Here is a 20,029-nt window from a genome sequence, read left to right on the forward strand (position 1 = left end):
TGTTTTTTTTTACTAGAGTTATATTCTAAGTTATTCGCAAATTCGACTTTTTTCGATAATTTATGTCCTATTTACTATAATACCTTGTTATAATAAAACCGTTAAACAATGTGGGGGGCATGGTGATGGTCAGGAAACTATATAGAAATTATTTTAAAAACAACGTGTTCTTAAAAATGATAACGCTTTATTCCGGTATTACGATCGTTACAATCATTACCTTGTCCTATTTGATGTTTCGCTCTATGTCTCAATCCATCGTAGAGAAAGAACTTGATATCCAAAAGAATGCGATGGAGAGTGTGAGTCAATACCTAGATGCTAAGTATGTCGCGGCAAAAGATATGACGATAGCTACTTACCGTAATGAGTCATTGTCTAGCAATCTGTCATTTTTCTTGACACATCCATTTCAAGAGTATGCTCAACATAAGTTGGACCAATATTATAACGATAATGCAGACAAATCGACGGATGTGCTAGAATTTCTAAAAGATCAGCTTAACAACGATCCGGATATACGCAACTTAATGTTATATAGTGCTGATCAGCAGAACCTATTCACCTTTGATCAGAATAAGCATTTCAATATGGTTTCGACAAATGCTGCTCATTCGTATATCCCCGATAGTATGGCGCAGGAAAGTACACATATTTCGCTGCCAAACGTGTGGATTCGTACAGCGATTAATCAGTGGGATTCGCGACTGTTCTCCGTCCGTGTCCCGCTTAATGATAAAATGACATTGAAAAATATAGGTCAATTATTAGTTTTTTATGATGCTGATAAGATTTCTAATGTACTGTCCAGTTATAAAGGTAAATTAAAAGGCGACATTGCCGTTATATCGGTAGATGGGAGGGTATTGTATGATTCTTCCTCTCAATATTATGAAAAAAGTTACCCTTATACTGAACAATTATCTCTCTATAGCGACAAAAGTACCCAGCCGGTGGATAAGGCGATGTATATTAATAAGCTAACCTCGAACGAAGGCGGTTACATGGTAATTGGTGTTGTGCCCAAGCATGTTATTGGACAAGCTTATAACGGTCTCAGGAATACGATTATTATGATCGGCGCGCTTTGTATTATCATCTCTATTGTTATTCCAGCGCTGTTCGTAGCTAACTATGCTAAGCGGACAAGTAGAATTATTAAGTTCACACGTAAGGTGAAGAACGGTGATTTGGAGGCTCGCATTGAGGACAATCGTGAAGACGAACTCGGGCAAATATCGAAGAGTTTCAACAATATGATGGATGACCTCAATCTCTATATCGATAGGGTGTTTAAAGCAGAAATCAAGCAAAAACATACAGAGCTTGCGGCACTGCAAGCAAGGATTAACCCCCATTTTCTTTATAATACGCTTGAGGTTATCCGTATGCGAGCTATCTCTCAGGGTGCTGACGATGTGAGTGAAATGATCTACATCCTATCCGTGTTGTTCAAAAGCCTTGTCCAGCAGAAAGAAATTCATTTGTTCAAAGATGAACTGGAGGCATGCCGTCTTTATCTCGAACTGTTCCGAATTCGATTTAAGGATAAATTCTCTTTCCAAATCGAAATTGATCCGATTCATTCTTCAAGAGTCGTTATGAAGATGTCACTGCAACCATTGATCGAGAATTACATCGTACACGGGATAAGAACGGAGCGGACTGATAATCACTTATCGATTCGGGTTCTACAGGAGATAGGATTCATCAAGGTAGTTATTGAGGATAACGGACGAGGAATTGAGTCGGAAAGGCTTGCACAAATAAAAGATTCACTGGACAAGCCGGAAGAAGAAGGAGGATCATTCGGATTACGTAGTGTACATGCTCGTCTGAAGTTATTATATGGTGCGCCTTACGGGATTGATATACAGAGTGAATTAGACAACGGGACGACGGTAACTGTAAGGTTTCCCGATATGGAAGGGGAGGGGGATCAGTATGTATAAAGTACTTATTGTGGATGATGAACCATTTATCCTTGAAGGATTGTATAACATTATTAATTGGGCGGATTTCGGATTGGAAATTGTGGGGCATGCGGAGAATGGGCAGCTGGCAATGGATATTTTGAGACATACACCTGTAGATCTGCTAATTTCAGATATCTCCATGCCAGTCATGAATGGGCTGAAGTTGATCAGTAATGCTCGGGAGATCCATCCTAATCTACTAGCGATCATACTTAGTGGGTTCAGTGAATTTAATTATCTGAAAGAAGCTATGAAGCTTGGGATTGAGAATTACCTACTGAAGCCCATAAATATTGAAGAGTTGAAGTCTACACTACGAACTGTCGTAGAGAAGTTGAATCTTTTACATGAGGAACAATGGTTTGATAGTAAGGGTGTGCAAATATTAAAAGATAATATACTGCACCGCTGGCTGAAGGGTTACATGGCAACGACGGAGTTCAATGAGCGGGCAGACCTTCTTGGGATTCAACTTAAGCGCCCTTTGGCAGCAGTATCCATTGTACGGATGGAGAAGGCAGACGATGAGGTATTCGACTTGATTGCGAGGCTGTTGGATAACGATGATTCATTCACGCCATTTCGTGATATTGATGGGGACATCGTTATTCTCTCCACGATGGAGGTCATTGAAGAAGAGAGGTTGCAGGATCTTCTTCAGAATATACATGAGCAACTCTCTGCGTTCAGTCCAGTACGAATCTCTATGGGTAGCGTAGGTTTTTTGCTTCCACATGCTTCTCGAAGTTATTCAGAGGCCAAAAAAGCAATGGAATATTTCCTCATCTATCCCGAACGAGCGATTATGGATTATAGTGAGCTTCCACTTAGCGAAGGTCCATTCAAATCGGAATTCCCTATAGACTGGTCAGAATACGTCAAGCTTATTTTGGCGAAAGAGACGGAAAGTCTTGAAGAGCGAATCTGGAAGGATTTCGAAGAGATTCAGAGACTGGAAGGTATGACACCAACCCGTCTACAGGATATCGCACTTGAGCTGATCATACGATTTAAAATGGAATTAAAGAGAATTAATCACAAGGAAGAATCTGAACCTTTCACCTTGGGGTTTACTAAGGTCAGGGAAGCAAGTAAGGGAAGTGATCTGATTAAAGCGATCCAAGAGGTGGCTGTTTGTGTTATCGATGCGCTGGTAAGAGATGTGAAGAACCCGGTTGTGCAGCAGGTACTGAAGTATATTCATGAGAATTACGCCGGAGAGTTCTCCCTCAAGACATTAGGTGCAGCCTACAATATACATCCCGTGTATTTGGGGCAACTGTTCCATAAGGAGACGAACGAGACTTTCACCGGATACATTAATAAATATCGTGTGGAAATGGCTAAGGAGCAACTTAAAACGACTCACCTGAAAGTTCATGAAATCGCTTCAAATGTAGGTTATTTAGAAAGCGGATACTTTTATAAACAATTTAAAAAATATGTAGGAATTTCTCCGGTCGAATATAAAGGGCTACTTTAGTTTTTGAAAAATAAGGACTATAAGGAAATAAAAGGAATGGCTTCTGTTTTATTTTATATTTTCGCATAAATGGTTGTGCTGGCCTTATTAGGATGGGACAACCGTTTCTTCTTGTTTTGAGTACATTATTTTCTTTAATTCCTACACCATTTATTAAGTTTCTCCTCTATTTGAAAGTGCTTACATCTACTAAAGTAAAGATAGTCGTTAAGCACAGTATGATAGGCAAACAGAGTGTACAGGCTGACGTACTTACTGTAATAGCAATGGCGGGATTTGTGGAGAAACAATACAGAACAGAGGGGGAATTAACAAATGAAGAAGAAAAAGAGCTTTACTATTATGCTGGCCACGTTGATGGCTTGTACGTTAACGCTTAGCGCTTGTGGAGGAAATAAAGACAATAGTGCTAACGGTGGAAGTTCCGAGAAGCCTGTTGAACTAATCTGGTATACCATCGGTGCACCACAGAAGGATACAGACCTCGTTATAGCTGAAGTGAATAAATATACGAAAGAAAAAATAAACGCTACCGTGAAGATGAAAATGATCGACTACGGTGATTATTCCCAAAAGATGCAGGTTATGGCTGCATCTGGCGAGCCAATGGATATTCTATTCACAAGCTCATGGGCCTTCGATTATGTACAGAATGCTAGAAAAGGCGCATTTACGCCTATTGATGATTTATTGACTAAAGAAGGTAAAGGGATTACGGAAACATTGGATCCAGCATTCCTTGAAGGTTCCAAAGTAGATGGTAAGAACTATGGCGTTCCAGCCAACAAAGAGCTACCAGCTTTGGAAGCATGGCGCTTCAACAAGGATCTCTTAGATAAATATAAACTCGACATTAGCGGGATTAAATCCTTAGATAGCGTAGAGCCGCTTCTCAAAACGATCAAAGAAAACGAGCCTAACATCACGCCATTTGCTATGAGCAAGGATTACATGCCGTTGATGCCTTTCGATTACCTAATCGAGAAAATGCCGATGGCAGTAAAATTGGATACAACAGACCATAAAGTTCTCAACCTTTTGGAAACACCGGAGTTGAAGGCTAGCCTTGAAACAATGCATAAGTACTACAAAGCAGGATATATCTCTCCTGAAGCAGCTACCACGACTTCGACAGATGATCTGATGAAGACTGGGAAGTGGTTAATGGACCGTGCTTCTACTCAGCCTCTTGCGGACAACCAATGGTCGGCTAGTTATGGATATCCTATAGTATCCACTCCTGCGGGCGATTCTATCGTGTTTAACTGGTCTGTTATGGGTTCCATGCAGGCAATCTCAGCAAACTCGAAGTATCCTGAGAAAGCTATGGAGTTCCTGAATCTACTCAATACGGATAAGTATTTACGTAATCTGTTAGATTCCGGGATCGAGAAGGTTCATTATGAAAAAATCGGCGAGAACATGATGAAGAACTTGCCAGAATCTAAAAACTATGATATCCCTACATTCTCAATTGGTAACGTTCTACTTACTTATTTGAACGAGGGTGACCCTGAGAACAAATGGGATGAATTCAAAACGTTTAATGATGCAGGTAAAAATGCACCATTGCTTGGTTTCAACTTCGACACTTCGAAGATCATTAATGAAATTGCAGCTGTACAGAACGTGAAAGAGGAATTCTGGTCCTCCTTAATGACAGGTACTGTTGATCCAGATGTATATTTACCAAAAGCGCTTGAGAAACTCAAAGCTGCCGGATTGGACAAAATTATGGTTGAAGCACAAACACAAGTTGACGCATGGGTTGCATCTAAGAAGTAACAAGCACAGGAAGTTTGAATCTGAAAGAATCGGGTGCTTTCTAACTTCACCCGGTTCTTTTTTTTCTTATTCGTTATAACCCAATGGGAGGGATATTTATGATCGGTGGATTTCTAAAGAATCTTTTCAAGAACAAAGTCATGCTGCTTATGGTATTGCCAGGAACACTTTGGTTCCTATTCTTCGCTTATCTGCCAATGCTAGGAACGATTATTGCATTTAAGCAGTATCGTTACAGTAGAGACGGATTTTTGGCCAGTATAGTACAAAGCAAGTGGGTAGGATTTGATAACTTTAAATTTCTGTTCAGTACGAATGATGCGTATGTCATTACACGAAATACGTTACTATATAATGTTGCATTTATTACGTTAGGTCTAATCATGTCCGTAGTTCTTGCTGTGGTATTGTCTGAAATCGCGAATAAAAAGCTCGCCAAAGTGTATCAGACAGGAATGTTCCTACCTTACTTCTTATCATGGGTTGTAGTGGGTTATTTTGCATTCAGCTTCCTGAGCATGGACCGGGGGATGCTGAACCAAATCACAGGATGGTTTGGGATGGATCCGATTCAATGGTACTCTGATCCGAAATACTGGCCTTATTTCCTAGTTCTCATCTTTCTATGGAAGGCTGTCGGTTACAATAGTGTCGTATATTTGGCAGCAATCATGGGGATTGATAGATCACTTTATGAAGCTGCAATGATTGATGGAGCTAGTAAGTGGCAACAAATCCGTAGTATTACGATTCCTATGCTGAAGCCGATCATTACGATCATGACTTTGCTTGCTATCGGGAAAATATTCTATGCCGATTTCGGATTGTTTTATCAGGTTCCACGAGATTCGGGTACATTGTACAGCGTTACCAACGTTATTGATACCTATGTATATCGTGGACTTAAAACAACGGGTGAAATCGGAATGAGTACAGCTGCTGGATTATATCAATCTGTTGTTGGTTTCATTCTTGTTATGACTTCGAACTATATTGTACGTAAATTGGATAAAGATAGCGCCTTATTCTAGAACCTATGGAGGGAGTGAGTACTGTGTCAAAAAGAAAACCAAAAGAAAAAGACATCCATCGCCTTAGAGGTTCATGGAATATAGTGTTCAATTTAATCGCTGGTATTTTTGCTTTCCTCTGTGTATTTCCTTTCTTGTTTGTTGTCATCATTTCCTTTACAGATGAGGGAGCACTGGCACGTGATGGCTATCAATTGATTCCATCCCAGTGGAGTCTGGAAGGTTACCGGTACGTACTTCAGAATGGAGAAGCACTGTTGAATTCCTACTTCGTGACAATTTCAGTCACGGTCATTGGAACCCTGATAAGTCTATTTATCACTGCATTGTATGCCTATGCTATTTCGAGAAAAAGCTTCAAATATCGTAACTTTTTCGCCTTTCTAGCTTTCTTCACCATGTTATTTAATGGTGGTTTAGTACCGACTTACATTGTTGTCACACAATTATTAGGACTGAAAGATACGTTTTGGGCTCTGGTTCTACCGCTTGCTCTAAATGCGTTCTATATTATGATTCTACGCACCTTCTATACGACTAGTGTACCGGATGCCCTTATTGAAGCAGGTAAAATTGATGGGGCCGGAGAATTCCGCATTTTCTTAAAAGTGGTACTGCCGCTTTCACTGCCGGGTCTTGCAACGATCGGTTTGTTCAGTACACTTGGTTATTGGAATGACTGGTTCAATGCACTTCTCTATATCGACAATCCAAATCTAGTACCGCTACAGTCGATGCTGATGCGGATCGAGACGAGTATGCAGTTCATTCTTCAGAATTCACAGAATAGCTCATTAAGTTTGGGTGCTATGCAAAATATGCCTCAAGATACTGCACGAATGGCGATGGTTGTCATTGCGACTGGACCAATTATCTTCGCATATCCTTTCTTCCAACGTTACTTCATTCAGGGTCTGACTATTGGTGCTGTTAAAGAATAAATTCATTTATAGAAAAGAGAGTGGAGCTATGTTCTATCAAGACAGAAGTAAGCCAACTGAAGAACGGGTGGAGCATCTGCTCGGACTTATGACTATAGAAGAAAAAGTGGGCCAACTCATTCAACCTTTCGGTTGGCAGACTTATGAACATAGCGATGGAGAAGTTGTTCTCACGGAGGCTTTCAAGGCTCAAGTGAAGAACGGAGGTGTCGGTTCACTTTACGGTGTACTACGTGCTGATCCATGGACAGGTGTTACGCTAGAATCAGGACTTTCTCCGAGAGAAGGCGCTGAGGCTGTCAATGCGATCCAGAGGTATGCTATAGAGCAATCGCGCCTAGGTATCCCCATTCTGATTGGTGAAGAATGCTCACATGGCCACATGGCCATTGGAGCAACTGTTTTTCCAGTACCTTTGTCAATCGGTAGTACATGGAATGTGGATTTATACCGTGAAATGTGCCGAGCTGTAGCTAGAGAGACGAGAAGCCAAGGAGGAGCGGTAACCTATTCTCCAGTGCTTGATGTGGTCCGCGATCCAAGATGGGGACGAACAGAAGAATGCTTCGGAGAGGACGCGTACTTGATCAGTGAGTTCGCCGTTGCCTCGGTGGAGGGACTTCAAGGTGAACGTCTGGATAGCGAGGACAGTGTGGTAGCGACATTGAAACACTTCGTTGCTTATGGTAGTTCAGAAGGTGGAAGGAATGCCGGTCCTGTTCATATGGGACTTCGAGAATTACTTGAGGTAGACATGCTACCCTTCAAGAAGGCTGTCGAAGCAGGTGCCGTCTCAATCATGCCTGCTTACAACGAAATTGATGGTATTCCTTGTACGGTGAATACGGAATTACTTGAGTCAATTCTCCGCTCGGAATGGGGATTTGACGGGATGTTAATTACCGACTGTGGTGCAATTGACATGTTGGCCTCCGGGCACGATACGGCAGAGGATGGTATGGACGCAGCAGTACGGGCGATTTCAGCTGGGATTGACATGGAGATGTCTGGTGAAATGTTTGGTCGCTATTTACTGGAAGCTGTTCGTCAGAATAAACTTGATCCAGCAGTGTTGGATCAAGCTGTACGGCGGGTACTCACACTGAAATTCAAGTTGGGTCTGTTCGAACAACCTTATGCTGACCCGGATAAAGCTGCCAAGGTCATCGGTAGCGAGGAGCATATTAAGCTTGCACGGCAGTCGGCTTCAGAAGCAATCATTCTACTGAAAAATGAAGCGAATACGCTACCTTTATCAAAGTCAACCGGCAAGATTGCTGTAATCGGACCGAATGCCGATCAGGGATATAATCAACTGGGTGATTATACATCGCCACAGCCGCGCTCCAAAGTAGTTACTGTACTGCAGGGCATCAGTAATCATTTGCAGAATGATCCCGATCGTCTCTTGTATGCTCCTGGTTGCCAGATTAAGGGGGACTCCAAGGAAGGGTTCGAATATGCTCTAGCTTGTGCGGGGCAGGCCGACACCGTTGTCATGGTGGTTGGAGGATCAAGTGCCCGCGACTTTGGTGAAGGAAGTATCGACTTGAAGACGGGGGCATCCAAGGTGACGGAGCATTCTTGGAGTGATATGGAATGCGGTGAAGGTATTGACCGGATGACCCTCGAACTTGCAGGGGTGCAGCTAGAACTTATTCAGGAAATTCATAGACTGGGCAAGCCAGTTGTTATTGTCTATATTAATGGAAGACCCATTGCTGAGCCGTGGGTAGACGAGCATGCCCATGCTATTCTGGAGGCATGGTACCCGGGACAGGAAGGTGGAAATGCCATTGCTGATATATTGTTCGGCGAGGTGAATCCATCGGGTAGGCTTACAGTCTCTATTCCTAAGCATGTAGGACAGCTCCCGGTTTATTATAACGGCAAACGTTCACGTGGCAAGCGTTATCTTGAGGCAGATTCGCAGCCTAGTTATCCGTTTGGTTATGGACTAAGTTATACGGAATTCAGCTATTCAAATTTAAAAATAACAGCAGATACAATGTCCCCGTTAGGTACCGTATCCGTTTCAATTGAATTGACGAATACAGGCCAGGTTGAAGGTTCGGAAGTGGTTCAATTGTATATTACTGATGTTGTTAGTACGGTTACAAGACCAGCGAAAGAGCTGAAGGACTTCTGCAAGGTTGCCCTGCAGCCTGGTGAGACCCGAACGGTGGAATTCACAATTTCTGCACAGCAACTCCAATGCATTGGAGTCGATTATAAACCTGTTGTTGAAGAAGGATTGTTCCGGATTCAGGTAGGTAGGAATGTCAATGACACACTAAGTACTGATCTGATGGTTAGGGAGGTTCTATAATATGGAACGTATTACACGATTTATTCGCGAATTGTCCGAGCATCAATGGCTCGAACAATCGGAACTTAGTGACTGGGAGATTACCCGAACGACCTATAAACTACCAGGTCAGTACGAAGATCGTGCACTATACCCAGAGGGGAATGGATTGGTCCATTTTCCGAGTGTGCAGGGGACGACCTACTTCTTCAGACGAGTTGTTGAGCTGTCGGAAGACTGGATGAATGGCGACGCGGGCTTGTTGTTTGAATCGGGTGGAGAGGGTTTGCTCCGTATAAATGGCTTATCACGTCAGGGACTTGATCGAAATCATACGTATGTGACGTTAAAGCCAATATTACAGCAGGCAGGAACCACCGTCAGAACGCTTGAATTGGAAATTGAATTATATGATCCGATTCCCGAGCCGGTAGATCCGCTTAACCAGCAGGCTGTTATTCAGCCGCCGATTCGCTCGGTACGTAGTCTGCTTGTGTTGCCTAATCGTTCAGTTCAAAGCCTGATGCATACGGTAACCGTGATCCGAGCTTCTGCTGTTCTTTTACCAGAGCAGGATTTCCGTCGTAATCGACTGATTCAAGCGCTGTATGAAACGATGGACACATTTGTTGCCATGGACAAGAAGGAAATACGTGAAGGTAATACAATCATCTCGCTAGAAGAGAAATTGAAGAAGCGTGTGAACGAGATTGGTGGAAATGCCGAAGGGATTCAGCATATGGTTGGGCAGTCGCATATTGATATTGCCTGGTTGTGGCCGGTTCGAGAGACGGTACGCAAGACCAGTCGTACATTCTCCACCATTGATGCGTTGATGAGCGAGTATCCTGATTTCAAGTATGCGCAGAGCCAGCCACTGCTCTTTTCTTTTCTCAAAGAGAACGACCCGGAACTTTATGAACGGGTCAAAGCAAGAATTGCAGAAGGGCGCTGGGAGCTAGTTGGTGGGATGTGGGTCGAGCCGGATCTGAATATACCAAGTGGTGAATCACTTATGCGACAGATGCTCTATGGACAGCGGTTTTATAAAGAAGAATTCGGGATGACTTCTGATATTGAATGGCTTCCGGATACGTTCGGATATTGTGCTTCGCTGCCACAAATCTTGAAGCATGGTGGTGTGAACTATTTCATGACCACCAAACTTGGCTGGAACGACACCAACGTATTTCCATATGATCTGTTCCACTGGGTTGGAATTGATGGTACACCAATGCTTTCATATCTCAATCATGGTGTGAATGAGAATACGATGCCTAAGGATATCCATGATCATTGGCAGTCCTATAGACAAAAAGATAACCATGATGAACAAATGTTATTGTACGGACACGGTGATGGTGGTGGTGGTGTAACCCGCGAAATGCTTGAATATATAGAGCGTGGTGAGCTGATGGTTGGCCAACCGGAGGTCCGATATAGCACAGCCGCAGATTTCTTCGGCGCAATAACAGAGCAGGATCCGAAGTTGCCACAGTGGCGTGGAGATCTGTACTTGGAGCTTCACCGCGGAACCTACACCACGCACGGACGGAACAAGAGAAGCAATCGCAAGGCTGAAATATTGTATCGTGAAGGGGAACTTTGGAGTGCTTTGGCGGCACCATTGCTGACACAGGCAGAAGAACGTGAAGTCCAGGGCATCCTTCACGAGGGATGGAAACTGATTTTACTAAATCAATTCCATGATATTATTCCAGGCTCTGCTATTACGGAAGCCTACGAAACATCTGAGAAAGAATATACGCAAATTTTCGAAAAAGGAAACAGTGGTCTTCAGTATGGACTAAATAAACTTGTTGCTGATATAACAACGCAAGGAGCAGGTACCCCATATCTTATCTTCAATAGCTTGGGTTGGGAGCGGGATACTGTTATTGAGAGCGAAATAACAAGTGGTAAAACGTGTGCTGCATTCTATAATCATGAAGGTAAACGTCTGGATACTGATATGATACGTGGAGAAAATGGAGACAACGATAAATTGTCCGTCCGTGTATCCGGTATTCCGGCATTTGGATATAAGATAGTATGGCTTAGAGATGAAGAAATGATTGTCTCAGCGGATGCTACGGATCGACCGAATATGCTTGGGGATCATTGGGAGACAGCATTCTACAGCGTGCGATTTAATGCTAATGGGGAAATGGTAAGCTTGTTCGACAAGAAGGCTCAGAGGGAAATCGTGAAGGCTGGTGAACTGGCCAATCGTTTTCATTTCTACCATGACCGTCCTACACTGTGGGATGCATGGGATATCGATGAACGATATGAAGAACAGCGAGCAGGCGAAGCGGTGCTGCTTGAGAAGAAGCTGATTATGGCCGGAAGTACACAAGATATTCTCAGGTTCCGCTGGCAGCTTCATCAATCTGAAATCACGCAAGATATCGTATTTTACCATCACGATTCTCGAATTGACTTCAAGACACATGTACGTTGGAATGAGTCACATAAGCTACTCAAAGTAGGATTCCCAGTTGATATCGTGACGGACAAAGCGACGTATGAGATTCCCTTTGGCGCGCTAGAACGACCAACGCATCGCAACACGAGCTGGGAGCAGGCGCAATATGAAGTTTGTGGTCACCGCTTCGCTGACGTGTCGGAAAGAGGATATGGTGTCAGTCTGTTGAATGATTGTAAGTATGGCTATGATGTCCAAGGCAGTACCCTGCGGTTGTCTCTGCTACGGGCACCTAAGTGGCCCGACATAACCGCTGATTTAGGGGAGCATGAGTTCACTTACTCGCTATATCCGCATGCCGGAGATTGGCGGACTGCCCATACGGTAAGGAAAGCGGCTGAGCTTAATCATGTTATGCCTGTTGTAGTAAGCGAACAACGGAAGGGAACGCTACCGTCTTGCTTGTCGTTCATTCCATTCAAGAGTCAAGAAGTGGTATTGGATACCATTAAACCAGCAGAAGATGGCAATGGTATCATTCTTCGTTTCTATGAATCTTCTGGTGGACGCGAGACTGTATCTCTAAGTTGGCCTAATGCACTTAAGAATGCTTATGTATCGAATGCTCTTGAGGAGCAATTTGAAGAACTTGAAATGACCAAGGGAACCATTGAACTTCAATTTTCCCCATATGAAATTAAAACGGTGAGACTAATCCCAAACATATCATAAAGGAGTGACCATGATGGAACAATTCAGACTTCCAACGATCACAATGCCGAAGTTTCCACTTCCGCAGGCTATTCAAGAGGTATTAAACGAGGCAGAGGAGAAATTGGCTCATCGCCCTAAATTGTTACAACTGTTCAAGAACTGTTTCCCGAATACGCTTGAGACGACGACTAAGCTTATGGATGACGGAACAACATTCGTGATTACTGGAGATATTCCAGCTTCATGGCTTCGTGACTCTGTGGAGCAGGTTATGCACTACATCCCATTTGCAAAGAATGATGCTGATCTTCAGCGTATTATTGGTGGGTTAATTAAGCGTCATATTCAATATATTCATATCGATCCGTATGCGAATGCATTTAATGAAACAGCGAATGATTGGCATTGGAGCACAGCCGATATCACGGAAATGTCCCCATGGGTATGGGAACGTAAATTCGAGATCGATTCTCTATGTTTCTCTATGCGTCTAGCGCATGCTTATTGGAAAGAAACAGGATTGACTGATATATTCGATGCCGGATTTAAGGCAGCTATGGTTAAGATCTTCAACTTGTTTAAAACAGAGCAACGCCATTTCGAATTGTCCCCTTACCGTTTCACACGTAATAACGGTATTCCAGAAGACTCACTACGTAACGACGGAATGGGTATGCCTGTCAACTATACTGGTATGGTATGGTCTGGGTTCCGCTCAAGTGATGATGCTTGTGACTTCCACTACAACATTCCAGGGAATATGTTCGCTGTTGTTGCATTGCGTCAGATGCAGGAAATTATGGAATGGGTATTCCGTGACATCGAGTTTCTGGACGAGCTTAAAGCGCTGGAAGCAGATATTGATCATGGGATCCAGTTATACGGTATTTACCGTCATCCGACATTCGGACCAATCTATGCTTACGAAACAGATGGTTTTGGCAACTTCTGTTTGATGGACGATGCGGGTACACCGGGTCTTATGTCTATCCCTTATTTGGGCTATGTTACGGCAGACGATGAAATCTATCAGAATACGAGACGTTTTGCTTTGAGTAAAGAGAATCCATTTTATTTTGAAGGTTCAGCAGCTAAAGGTATTGGCAGTCCGCATACTCCAAAAGGATACATCTGGCATATGGCGTTGTCTATGCAAGGATTGACGGCTTCAACGAAGGAAGAGAAGCTAGAAATGATTGCGATGCTAGAGGCGACAGATGCAGACACAGGATTTATGCACGAAGGTTTCCATGTTGATGACCCTAGTATTTTCACTAGAAAATGGTTTGCTTGGTCTAATAGTCTGTTCTCCCAGCTTGTCTACAAAGCGATGAAGGAGGACCTTCTATGAGCAAACCGATAGTCATATTTTACGATTCGGATTTTCCGATTTTTGGTTCAATATCTGAGCAGGCTATCGAATCGATGAGTCGTTTCGGCACGATTGTGAATGGGGATCAGCTTGCAGAAGCACTTCGGGGAACCGAAGGCGGTTGTTTCATCAACATGCATGCACCTTATTTTCCGAAATTGGCATGGTCGGACATCCTTGACTATTTGAAAAGAGGCGGCGGGCTGATCAGCATCGGTGGTGCCCCATTCAAACATCCAGTTCGCCGCGAAGGCGGACAATGGCATGTAGAAGCAGAACAGACTTCTTATCATCAGCAGCTGTATATTCATGAGGCTCTACGCGTTGATTGCTCAAGCATCCAATCGCTAGTGGCATCGGATGACATTCCTTTGCTTAAGGGTCAAGAGTCCCTGTTCACACCGAGTACGGATACATGGAACCTTGTACCACATACGACGAAGACGAGTGATCTACCGCATCAAATGGGTTCCTCAGGTCCGATGAGCACACGGATTTATCCGCTACTGAAAGGACTTGTGATGGACGGCAGGGAAATGGCTGCTCCAGTAGTACTCTGGGAGAACACACTCGGGTTGTTTGGAGGTTCGCGCTGGTTGTTCGTAAATACACCAGTGACTGCTTCTTTAGGGGAACAAGAGGGTCTATCCGCGATACAGACATGGGCTGATTTCTGCGCTAAGGGCGTTACAGAAATGTGGATTAAACCAACCTACGGATCCTATGAGTCAGGTGAACGAGCGATGCTCACACTTCAGATCCAACAGCTTGAACGGGCAATAGCATCTTCCCAGAAGGAAGAACCATGGAAGTTCACGATTACGGTACAACATGAAGAAGATGCCTCCCTACGTTGGTCTCACAACATGGAGATGCAGGCTAATGCTGAACTGAACATCGTTCGTATTCCTGTTCCTTTGGAAATCAGAAGCGGTCTGTACCAGATTGAATGCCAAGCAGAAGCAAGTGATGGTGAAGTTCGCGTGCTGCGTCAAGGCTTCTGGGGACATGCTCCTGAGATGCTAGCAGCAGGAGAACCTGTAACGGCTGGAAGAGATTATTTCATAAAGGATGGTCGCCCACTACCGGTAGTAGGGATGACCTATATGACAAGTGATGTGGCTCGGAAATTTCTGTTCCTTCCAAATGTTGCTGTATGGAATCGCGATATGGCTCAGATGCGTAAGGCAGGAATTAACTGGATTCGCACGGGTATTTGGACAGCCTATCGTAATGTGATGCAAGACGATGGTCACGTATCGGAAGATGTACTACGCGCGATTGATGCCTTTATCATGACGGCGAAGAAGAACGACCTTCAGGTAACCTTTACATTCTTCTCTTTCACACCCGAAACGTGGGGAGGCGTGAATCCTTATCTGGATCCACAGAGTGTGGAAGCCCAGAAGAGATTCATCCGTTCTATCGTATCTCGTCATAAAGAGACATCCAATGTGGATTGGGATCTGATCAATGAACCGTCGATGTTTGATCCGGTACGTATTTTCTCAGCGGGTCCGAGTTCATGTCATGACCGCTTTGAGAGCCAAGCTTTCGTAGAATGGCTTCAAGCGAGACATGGCGTGATCGAAGTGCTTCAGGAACGTTGGAATATGACGCCAGATGAACTTCCGAGCTTTGCTTCGGCACAACTTCCGGAATCATCAGAGATTAACTTCGACGTGCAAGATATGCACAATGCTAAGCGGGGAACACGCTGGCTTGATTACTGCTTATTCTCCATGGATATGCATAACCGTTGGGCGAAGCAGTTAAATGATACGATTAAGGAACAATGTCCAGGTCATATGGTAACGGTTGGCCAGGATGAAGGGCTAGGAGCGCAACGTCCTTCACCGTTCTTCTACGAAGAAGCGGTAGATTACACGACCGTGCATTCATGGTGGTTTAACGACTATCTGACGTGGGATGGCATCTTTGCCAAGACCCCGAATAAGCCAAATCTTATTCAGGAGACAGGCGTCATGTACGTCGAAACCCCAGATGGACTAGCTAAACGTTCGGAGCAAGAGCTACACAGCTTGCTGGAACGTAAGTACGCCTATGCCTTTGGGACTGCCGGAGCAGGAGCTGTACACTGGATCTGGAACACGAATTTCTATATGGATAATGCGAATGAGTCCCATATCGGGGCGCTGAGAGCGGATGGAACGGAGAAACCGGAGGCGAACGTTTCTTATGATTTCGGTCAGTTTATTGAAGGTATCCGTGATGTGTTTGGTGATCGGAAGTTAGAAGAGGTTGCGGCGGTATTCCCTTATTCCAACGACTTCTCTAACCGTAAGTTGGCCTTTGATGCTACAACGCAGCTAACGCGTATTCTTGCATATGACCTCAAGGTACCTTTCCGTGGTGCTTCTGAATACCACTTGGATGACTTGGAAAAGAATCCAGTGAAGCTTATTATGCTGCCGAGCGCGCATAACTTTGACGATGCGGCGATGGAACAGCTGATCCGTATTGTTGAGGAGACAGGGGCAGTGCTACTTGCCACTGGTCCACTGAGTATTGATGCTTACTGGCGCCCAACGGATCGCCTGAGCGATATCCTGGGCAAGCGGGAGTTACGCAATGTACGCCGTGAAGAAGTACTTGACCTTCAGGGGCAAGCATTACCTGTATCTTTCGGTCACCGACGCATTGCAGAGGTGACGAAAGAAGCGTCCGTTCACAGATCACTAGATAACGCCATCGGAGATTCTGTCGTGAACATTCCACTTGGAAAGGGACGACTCATCTGGAGTCCACTACCTGTTGAACTAAGTGGTCAGAAAGATACTACAGCTGCACTATATCGCTACGCGATGGACGTTGCAGGTGTGGAGCGTGAGCTTGAATGGGTTAGCGGTGGTAATTTGGCTGGTGTCTACGGGCGCAAGTTGAGCTTCGCTAATGGAGCACTCTTCACCTTCGTATCGGAGTACGCTTTGGATGCGAAGATCGAGGTGAAGGATCCTGTTACTGGTCGAACGTATGCGTTCGTGCTTGAGCAGGAACGTTCTGTTCTCTTTGCAACAGACACAACCGGATCCCTAATTGGCGTCTATCGTCCACATGAAGTTGAAATCAACGTAAATTAATAATCTCAGGTTCTACGTTAAGCGTCTGTTTAACGTAGAACGTATTTCATACTAGGGGGTTCTCACAATGGAAGCATCAAGTAAACGTCAGACTGCTCACATCATTTCACATACACACTGGGACCGTGAATGGTATCTACCTTATGAGAAGCACCACGTGCGTCTTGTACAATTGGTTGATGCATTACTGGATAAGTTAGATTCAGGGACCGAGTTCAAGAGTTTCTTTCTCGATGGACAAACGATTATTTTGGAAGATTACCTACAGGTTCGCCCTGAGAATTTAGAGCGTCTGCAGAAATATATTACAGAAGGACGCCTTCTGATTGGACCTTGGTACATCCTACAAGATGCGTTCCTGACAAGCGGTGAAGCGAACGTACGTAATATGCAGATCGGTCATCAGGATTCGAAGCGATATGGAGAGCCAGCTAAGATCGGTTATTTCCCTGACACCTTCGGACTTGTTGGTCAGACTCCACAGTTAATGCAACAATCTGGGATCACGAATGCCTTTTTCGGACGAGGTGTGAAACCAACGGGATTCAATAATACCGTATCCGATGGTGGTTATGAGTCTTCGTTCTCTGAGCTTGTGTGGGAAGGTCCAGACGGATCTAAAGTGCTTGGAATTCTGTTTGCCAACTGGTATTCGAACGGAAACGAAGTACCTGTAGATGAAGCTGAAGCAAAATTATTCTGGGAGCGTAAGCTTTCTGATGTGGAGAAGTTCGCATCTACTAGTGAGCTACTATTCATGAATGGTTGCGATCACCAACCTGTTCAACTGGATTTGCCGGAAGCGATCGAAACGGCTAAAAAGTTGTATCCGGATATCGACTTTGTTCATTCGAATTTCCCAGATTATCTTAAGGCAGTTGAGGGAGAAATGGATCTCGACAACCTTTCTTCTGTAAAAGGCGAGCTACGTAGCCAGCGCACAGACGGATGGGGAACGCTAGTAAACACGGCATCAGCTCGCGTCTATTTGAAACAGATGAATCAAGAAGGACAGGTTATGCTAGAGAAGTTAGCTGAGCCACTTGCTACGTTCGCTCAAGTGCTGGGCAAGGAATATCCTCATCATCTGTTCACCTATGCTTGGAAGACGTTGATGCAGAATCACCCGCATGACAGCATTTGTGGTTGTAGCGTAGATGAAGTACACCGTGAAATGGTTACTCGTTTTGATAAAAGCCGCCATGTAACGGAAACCATTGTTGACGATAGTAAGCTTGCTATTGCATCTGCTGTGAATACTTCTGGGTTCGCTAAATATGGTGAGGACGTTCTTCCGTTTGTTGTCATGAATATGACGGGTTGGAGCCGCACCGGTACGGTGAGCATCGTACTTGACGCAGCGCGTCTGTATTTGAGAGAAGGTTTCACTCTGGAAGAAACATCTCGTCGTATGAAAGAGCTCGACTTGAGTGGTCGTGTACTTGTAGACGAACAAGGAAATGTCTTGGCATACACAATGGAGGATTTGGGTCTTCAGTTTGGCTACGACTTGCCAGATGACATGTTCCGCCAGCCGTATATGTGTCGCCGAGTAAAACTTACATTCCAGTCAGAAGAAGTTCCGGCATTGGGTCTTCGCTCATACGCTTGGATCCGTCGTACTGACGCATTGCCATTAGCGGTTGATTCCCTGCTTCAAGGAGACCGGGTAATGGAGAATAAGTCACTTAAGGTAGAGATCAAAGATGATGGTTCATTCACATTGATTGACAAAAATAGTGGCAAGACTTACTTGGATCTTGGTGTGTACGAGAACACTGGTGATATCGGTAACGAGTACATGTACATGCAGCCAGTGAACGAACAGGCTTTGACGACAAAAGGTCTTAAAGCGAACATTTCCGTCTTGGAAGATACATCTTACCGAGCTTCTGTGGAAATTAAGCATGACTGGGAAATTCCTGCTTCGGCAGATGATTTGCTTGACGAGGAACAGCGGGCACTGGTGTACTATCCAGAGCGTAAAGCACAGCGCAGCAGTCGCACTGTCATTCTGAAGCTTCGCACTGTAATTAGCTTAGAGCGTGGCGGTAAGGGCGTGCACATCGAAACAACGATAGACAACCTTGCTAAGGATCATAGAGTTCGTGCGTTGTTCCCAACGGATATTAACAACACCGTGCATCATGTGGATTCCATGTTCGAGATTCCTGAGCGTGATATCGAGCCAGCTGCAGAGTGGTCTAATCCGAGTAACACGCAACATCAGCAGGCCTTTGTGGATATGAGTGATGATAACGCTGGTCTTACGGTCGCTAACTTTGGATTGAACGAATATGAAGTACTTCGAGATGGTCGTAACACGATTGCAATCACGTTGCTACGCAGTGTGGGAGAACTTGGAGACTGGGGCTTGTTCCCTACACCGGAAGCGCAATGTCTCGGGGAACACACCGTACGTATGGAGCTTATCCCACACAACGGTAATGGTATGACTTCAGGTGCTTATGCAGAGGCATATCAGTTCCAGATTCCTTGGACAGTGTGTCAGACGGATGTTCATGAAGGAGTAATTGCTCCAGTATATACACCATTTGAATGGGAGAACAAAGAACTTGCATTCTCCTCACTTAAAATGAACCAGGAGACTGGAGATATGCTTCTTCGTTGGTATAACATGAGTCAGAAGAAGACAGACCTGACGTTTAATTCTTCTATTCCGCAACAGCATTTCTATAAGACCACGATTTTGGAAGAGGCGAGTCAGCCAATTTCCAGCAAGGAAGCAGGAGCTTTGTCCTTAGAGATCGGTCCATGTGAAATTGTAACGGTTGGTATTCGACGCTAGAACGAGGTTAATAGGATTTAAAAGATAAGAAAAAGGGGCTATTCCAAGTCATTGTAGATGACGAGGAGTAGCCCCTTTTGT

Annotated in this window: 11 protein-coding genes; all 11 read left to right on the top strand. The window is 44.4% G+C overall.

Features of this window, described 5'->3' with window-relative positions; all coding sequences use genetic code 11:
* Positions 1 to 125: 125 nt before the first annotated feature.
* The 11 genes from BW961_RS11780 (at position 126) to BW961_RS11825 (ending at position 19,948) form a co-directional block, all read left to right on the top strand.
* Positions 126 to 1,952, top strand: coding sequence for a sensor histidine kinase (locus BW961_RS11780; protein WP_170878558.1), 1,827 nt, complete (start codon positions 126 to 128; stop codon positions 1,950 to 1,952).
* Positions 1,945 to 3,459, top strand: coding sequence for a response regulator transcription factor (locus BW961_RS11785; RefSeq protein ID WP_068587096.1), 1,515 nt, complete (start codon positions 1,945 to 1,947; stop codon positions 3,457 to 3,459). The genes BW961_RS11780 and BW961_RS11785 overlap by 8 nt, the downstream gene beginning before the upstream one ends.
* Before the next feature lie 92 nt (positions 3,460 to 3,551).
* A complete protein-coding gene (locus BW961_RS29910) occupies positions 3,552 to 3,839 on the top strand; it encodes a hypothetical protein (protein ID WP_139331618.1) in 288 nt (95 codons plus the stop codon).
* Positions 3,775 to 5,244: an ABC transporter substrate-binding protein gene (locus tag BW961_RS11790; RefSeq protein WP_068587098.1), complete on the top strand. Its 1,470-nt coding sequence runs from the start codon at positions 3,775 to 3,777 to the stop codon at positions 5,242 to 5,244. The genes BW961_RS29910 and BW961_RS11790 overlap by 65 nt, the downstream gene beginning before the upstream one ends.
* A gap of 98 nt (positions 5,245 to 5,342) precedes the next feature.
* Entirely contained in the window at positions 5,343 to 6,275 is a 933-nt protein-coding gene (locus BW961_RS11795; protein ID WP_068587100.1) for an ABC transporter permease, read from the top strand.
* A gap of 5 nt (positions 6,276 to 6,280) precedes the next feature.
* Complete coding sequence (locus tag BW961_RS11800) at positions 6,281 to 7,216, top strand: carbohydrate ABC transporter permease (RefSeq protein WP_068587102.1); 936 nt, start codon at positions 6,281 to 6,283, stop codon at positions 7,214 to 7,216.
* Between the two features lie 28 nt (positions 7,217 to 7,244).
* Positions 7,245 to 9,545, top strand: a complete 2,301-nt coding sequence (locus tag BW961_RS11805) for a glycoside hydrolase family 3 N-terminal domain-containing protein (RefSeq protein WP_068587103.1) — start codon at positions 7,245 to 7,247, stop codon at positions 9,543 to 9,545.
* Position 9,546: 1 nt separating this feature from the next.
* A complete protein-coding gene (locus BW961_RS11810) occupies positions 9,547 to 12,684 on the top strand; it encodes an alpha-mannosidase (RefSeq protein ID WP_068587104.1) in 3,138 nt (1,045 codons plus the stop codon).
* Between the two features lie 13 nt (positions 12,685 to 12,697).
* Positions 12,698 to 14,017, top strand: a complete 1,320-nt coding sequence (locus BW961_RS11815; RefSeq protein ID WP_068587108.1) for a glycoside hydrolase family 125 protein — start codon at positions 12,698 to 12,700, stop codon at positions 14,015 to 14,017.
* Positions 14,014 to 17,139, top strand: coding sequence for a beta-galactosidase (locus BW961_RS11820; RefSeq protein ID WP_068587109.1), 3,126 nt, complete (start codon positions 14,014 to 14,016; stop codon positions 17,137 to 17,139). The genes BW961_RS11815 and BW961_RS11820 overlap by 4 nt, the downstream gene beginning before the upstream one ends.
* A 67-nt stretch (positions 17,140 to 17,206) precedes the next feature.
* Entirely contained in the window at positions 17,207 to 19,948 is a 2,742-nt protein-coding gene (locus tag BW961_RS11825) for an alpha-mannosidase (protein ID WP_068587110.1), read from the top strand.
* Positions 19,949 to 20,029 lie beyond the last annotated feature (81 nt).

This window comes from Paenibacillus macquariensis, from assembly GCF_900156375.1.
In the GTDB taxonomy this organism is placed as follows: Bacteria; Bacillota; Bacilli; order Paenibacillales; family Paenibacillaceae; genus Paenibacillus_AQ; species Paenibacillus_AQ macquariensis.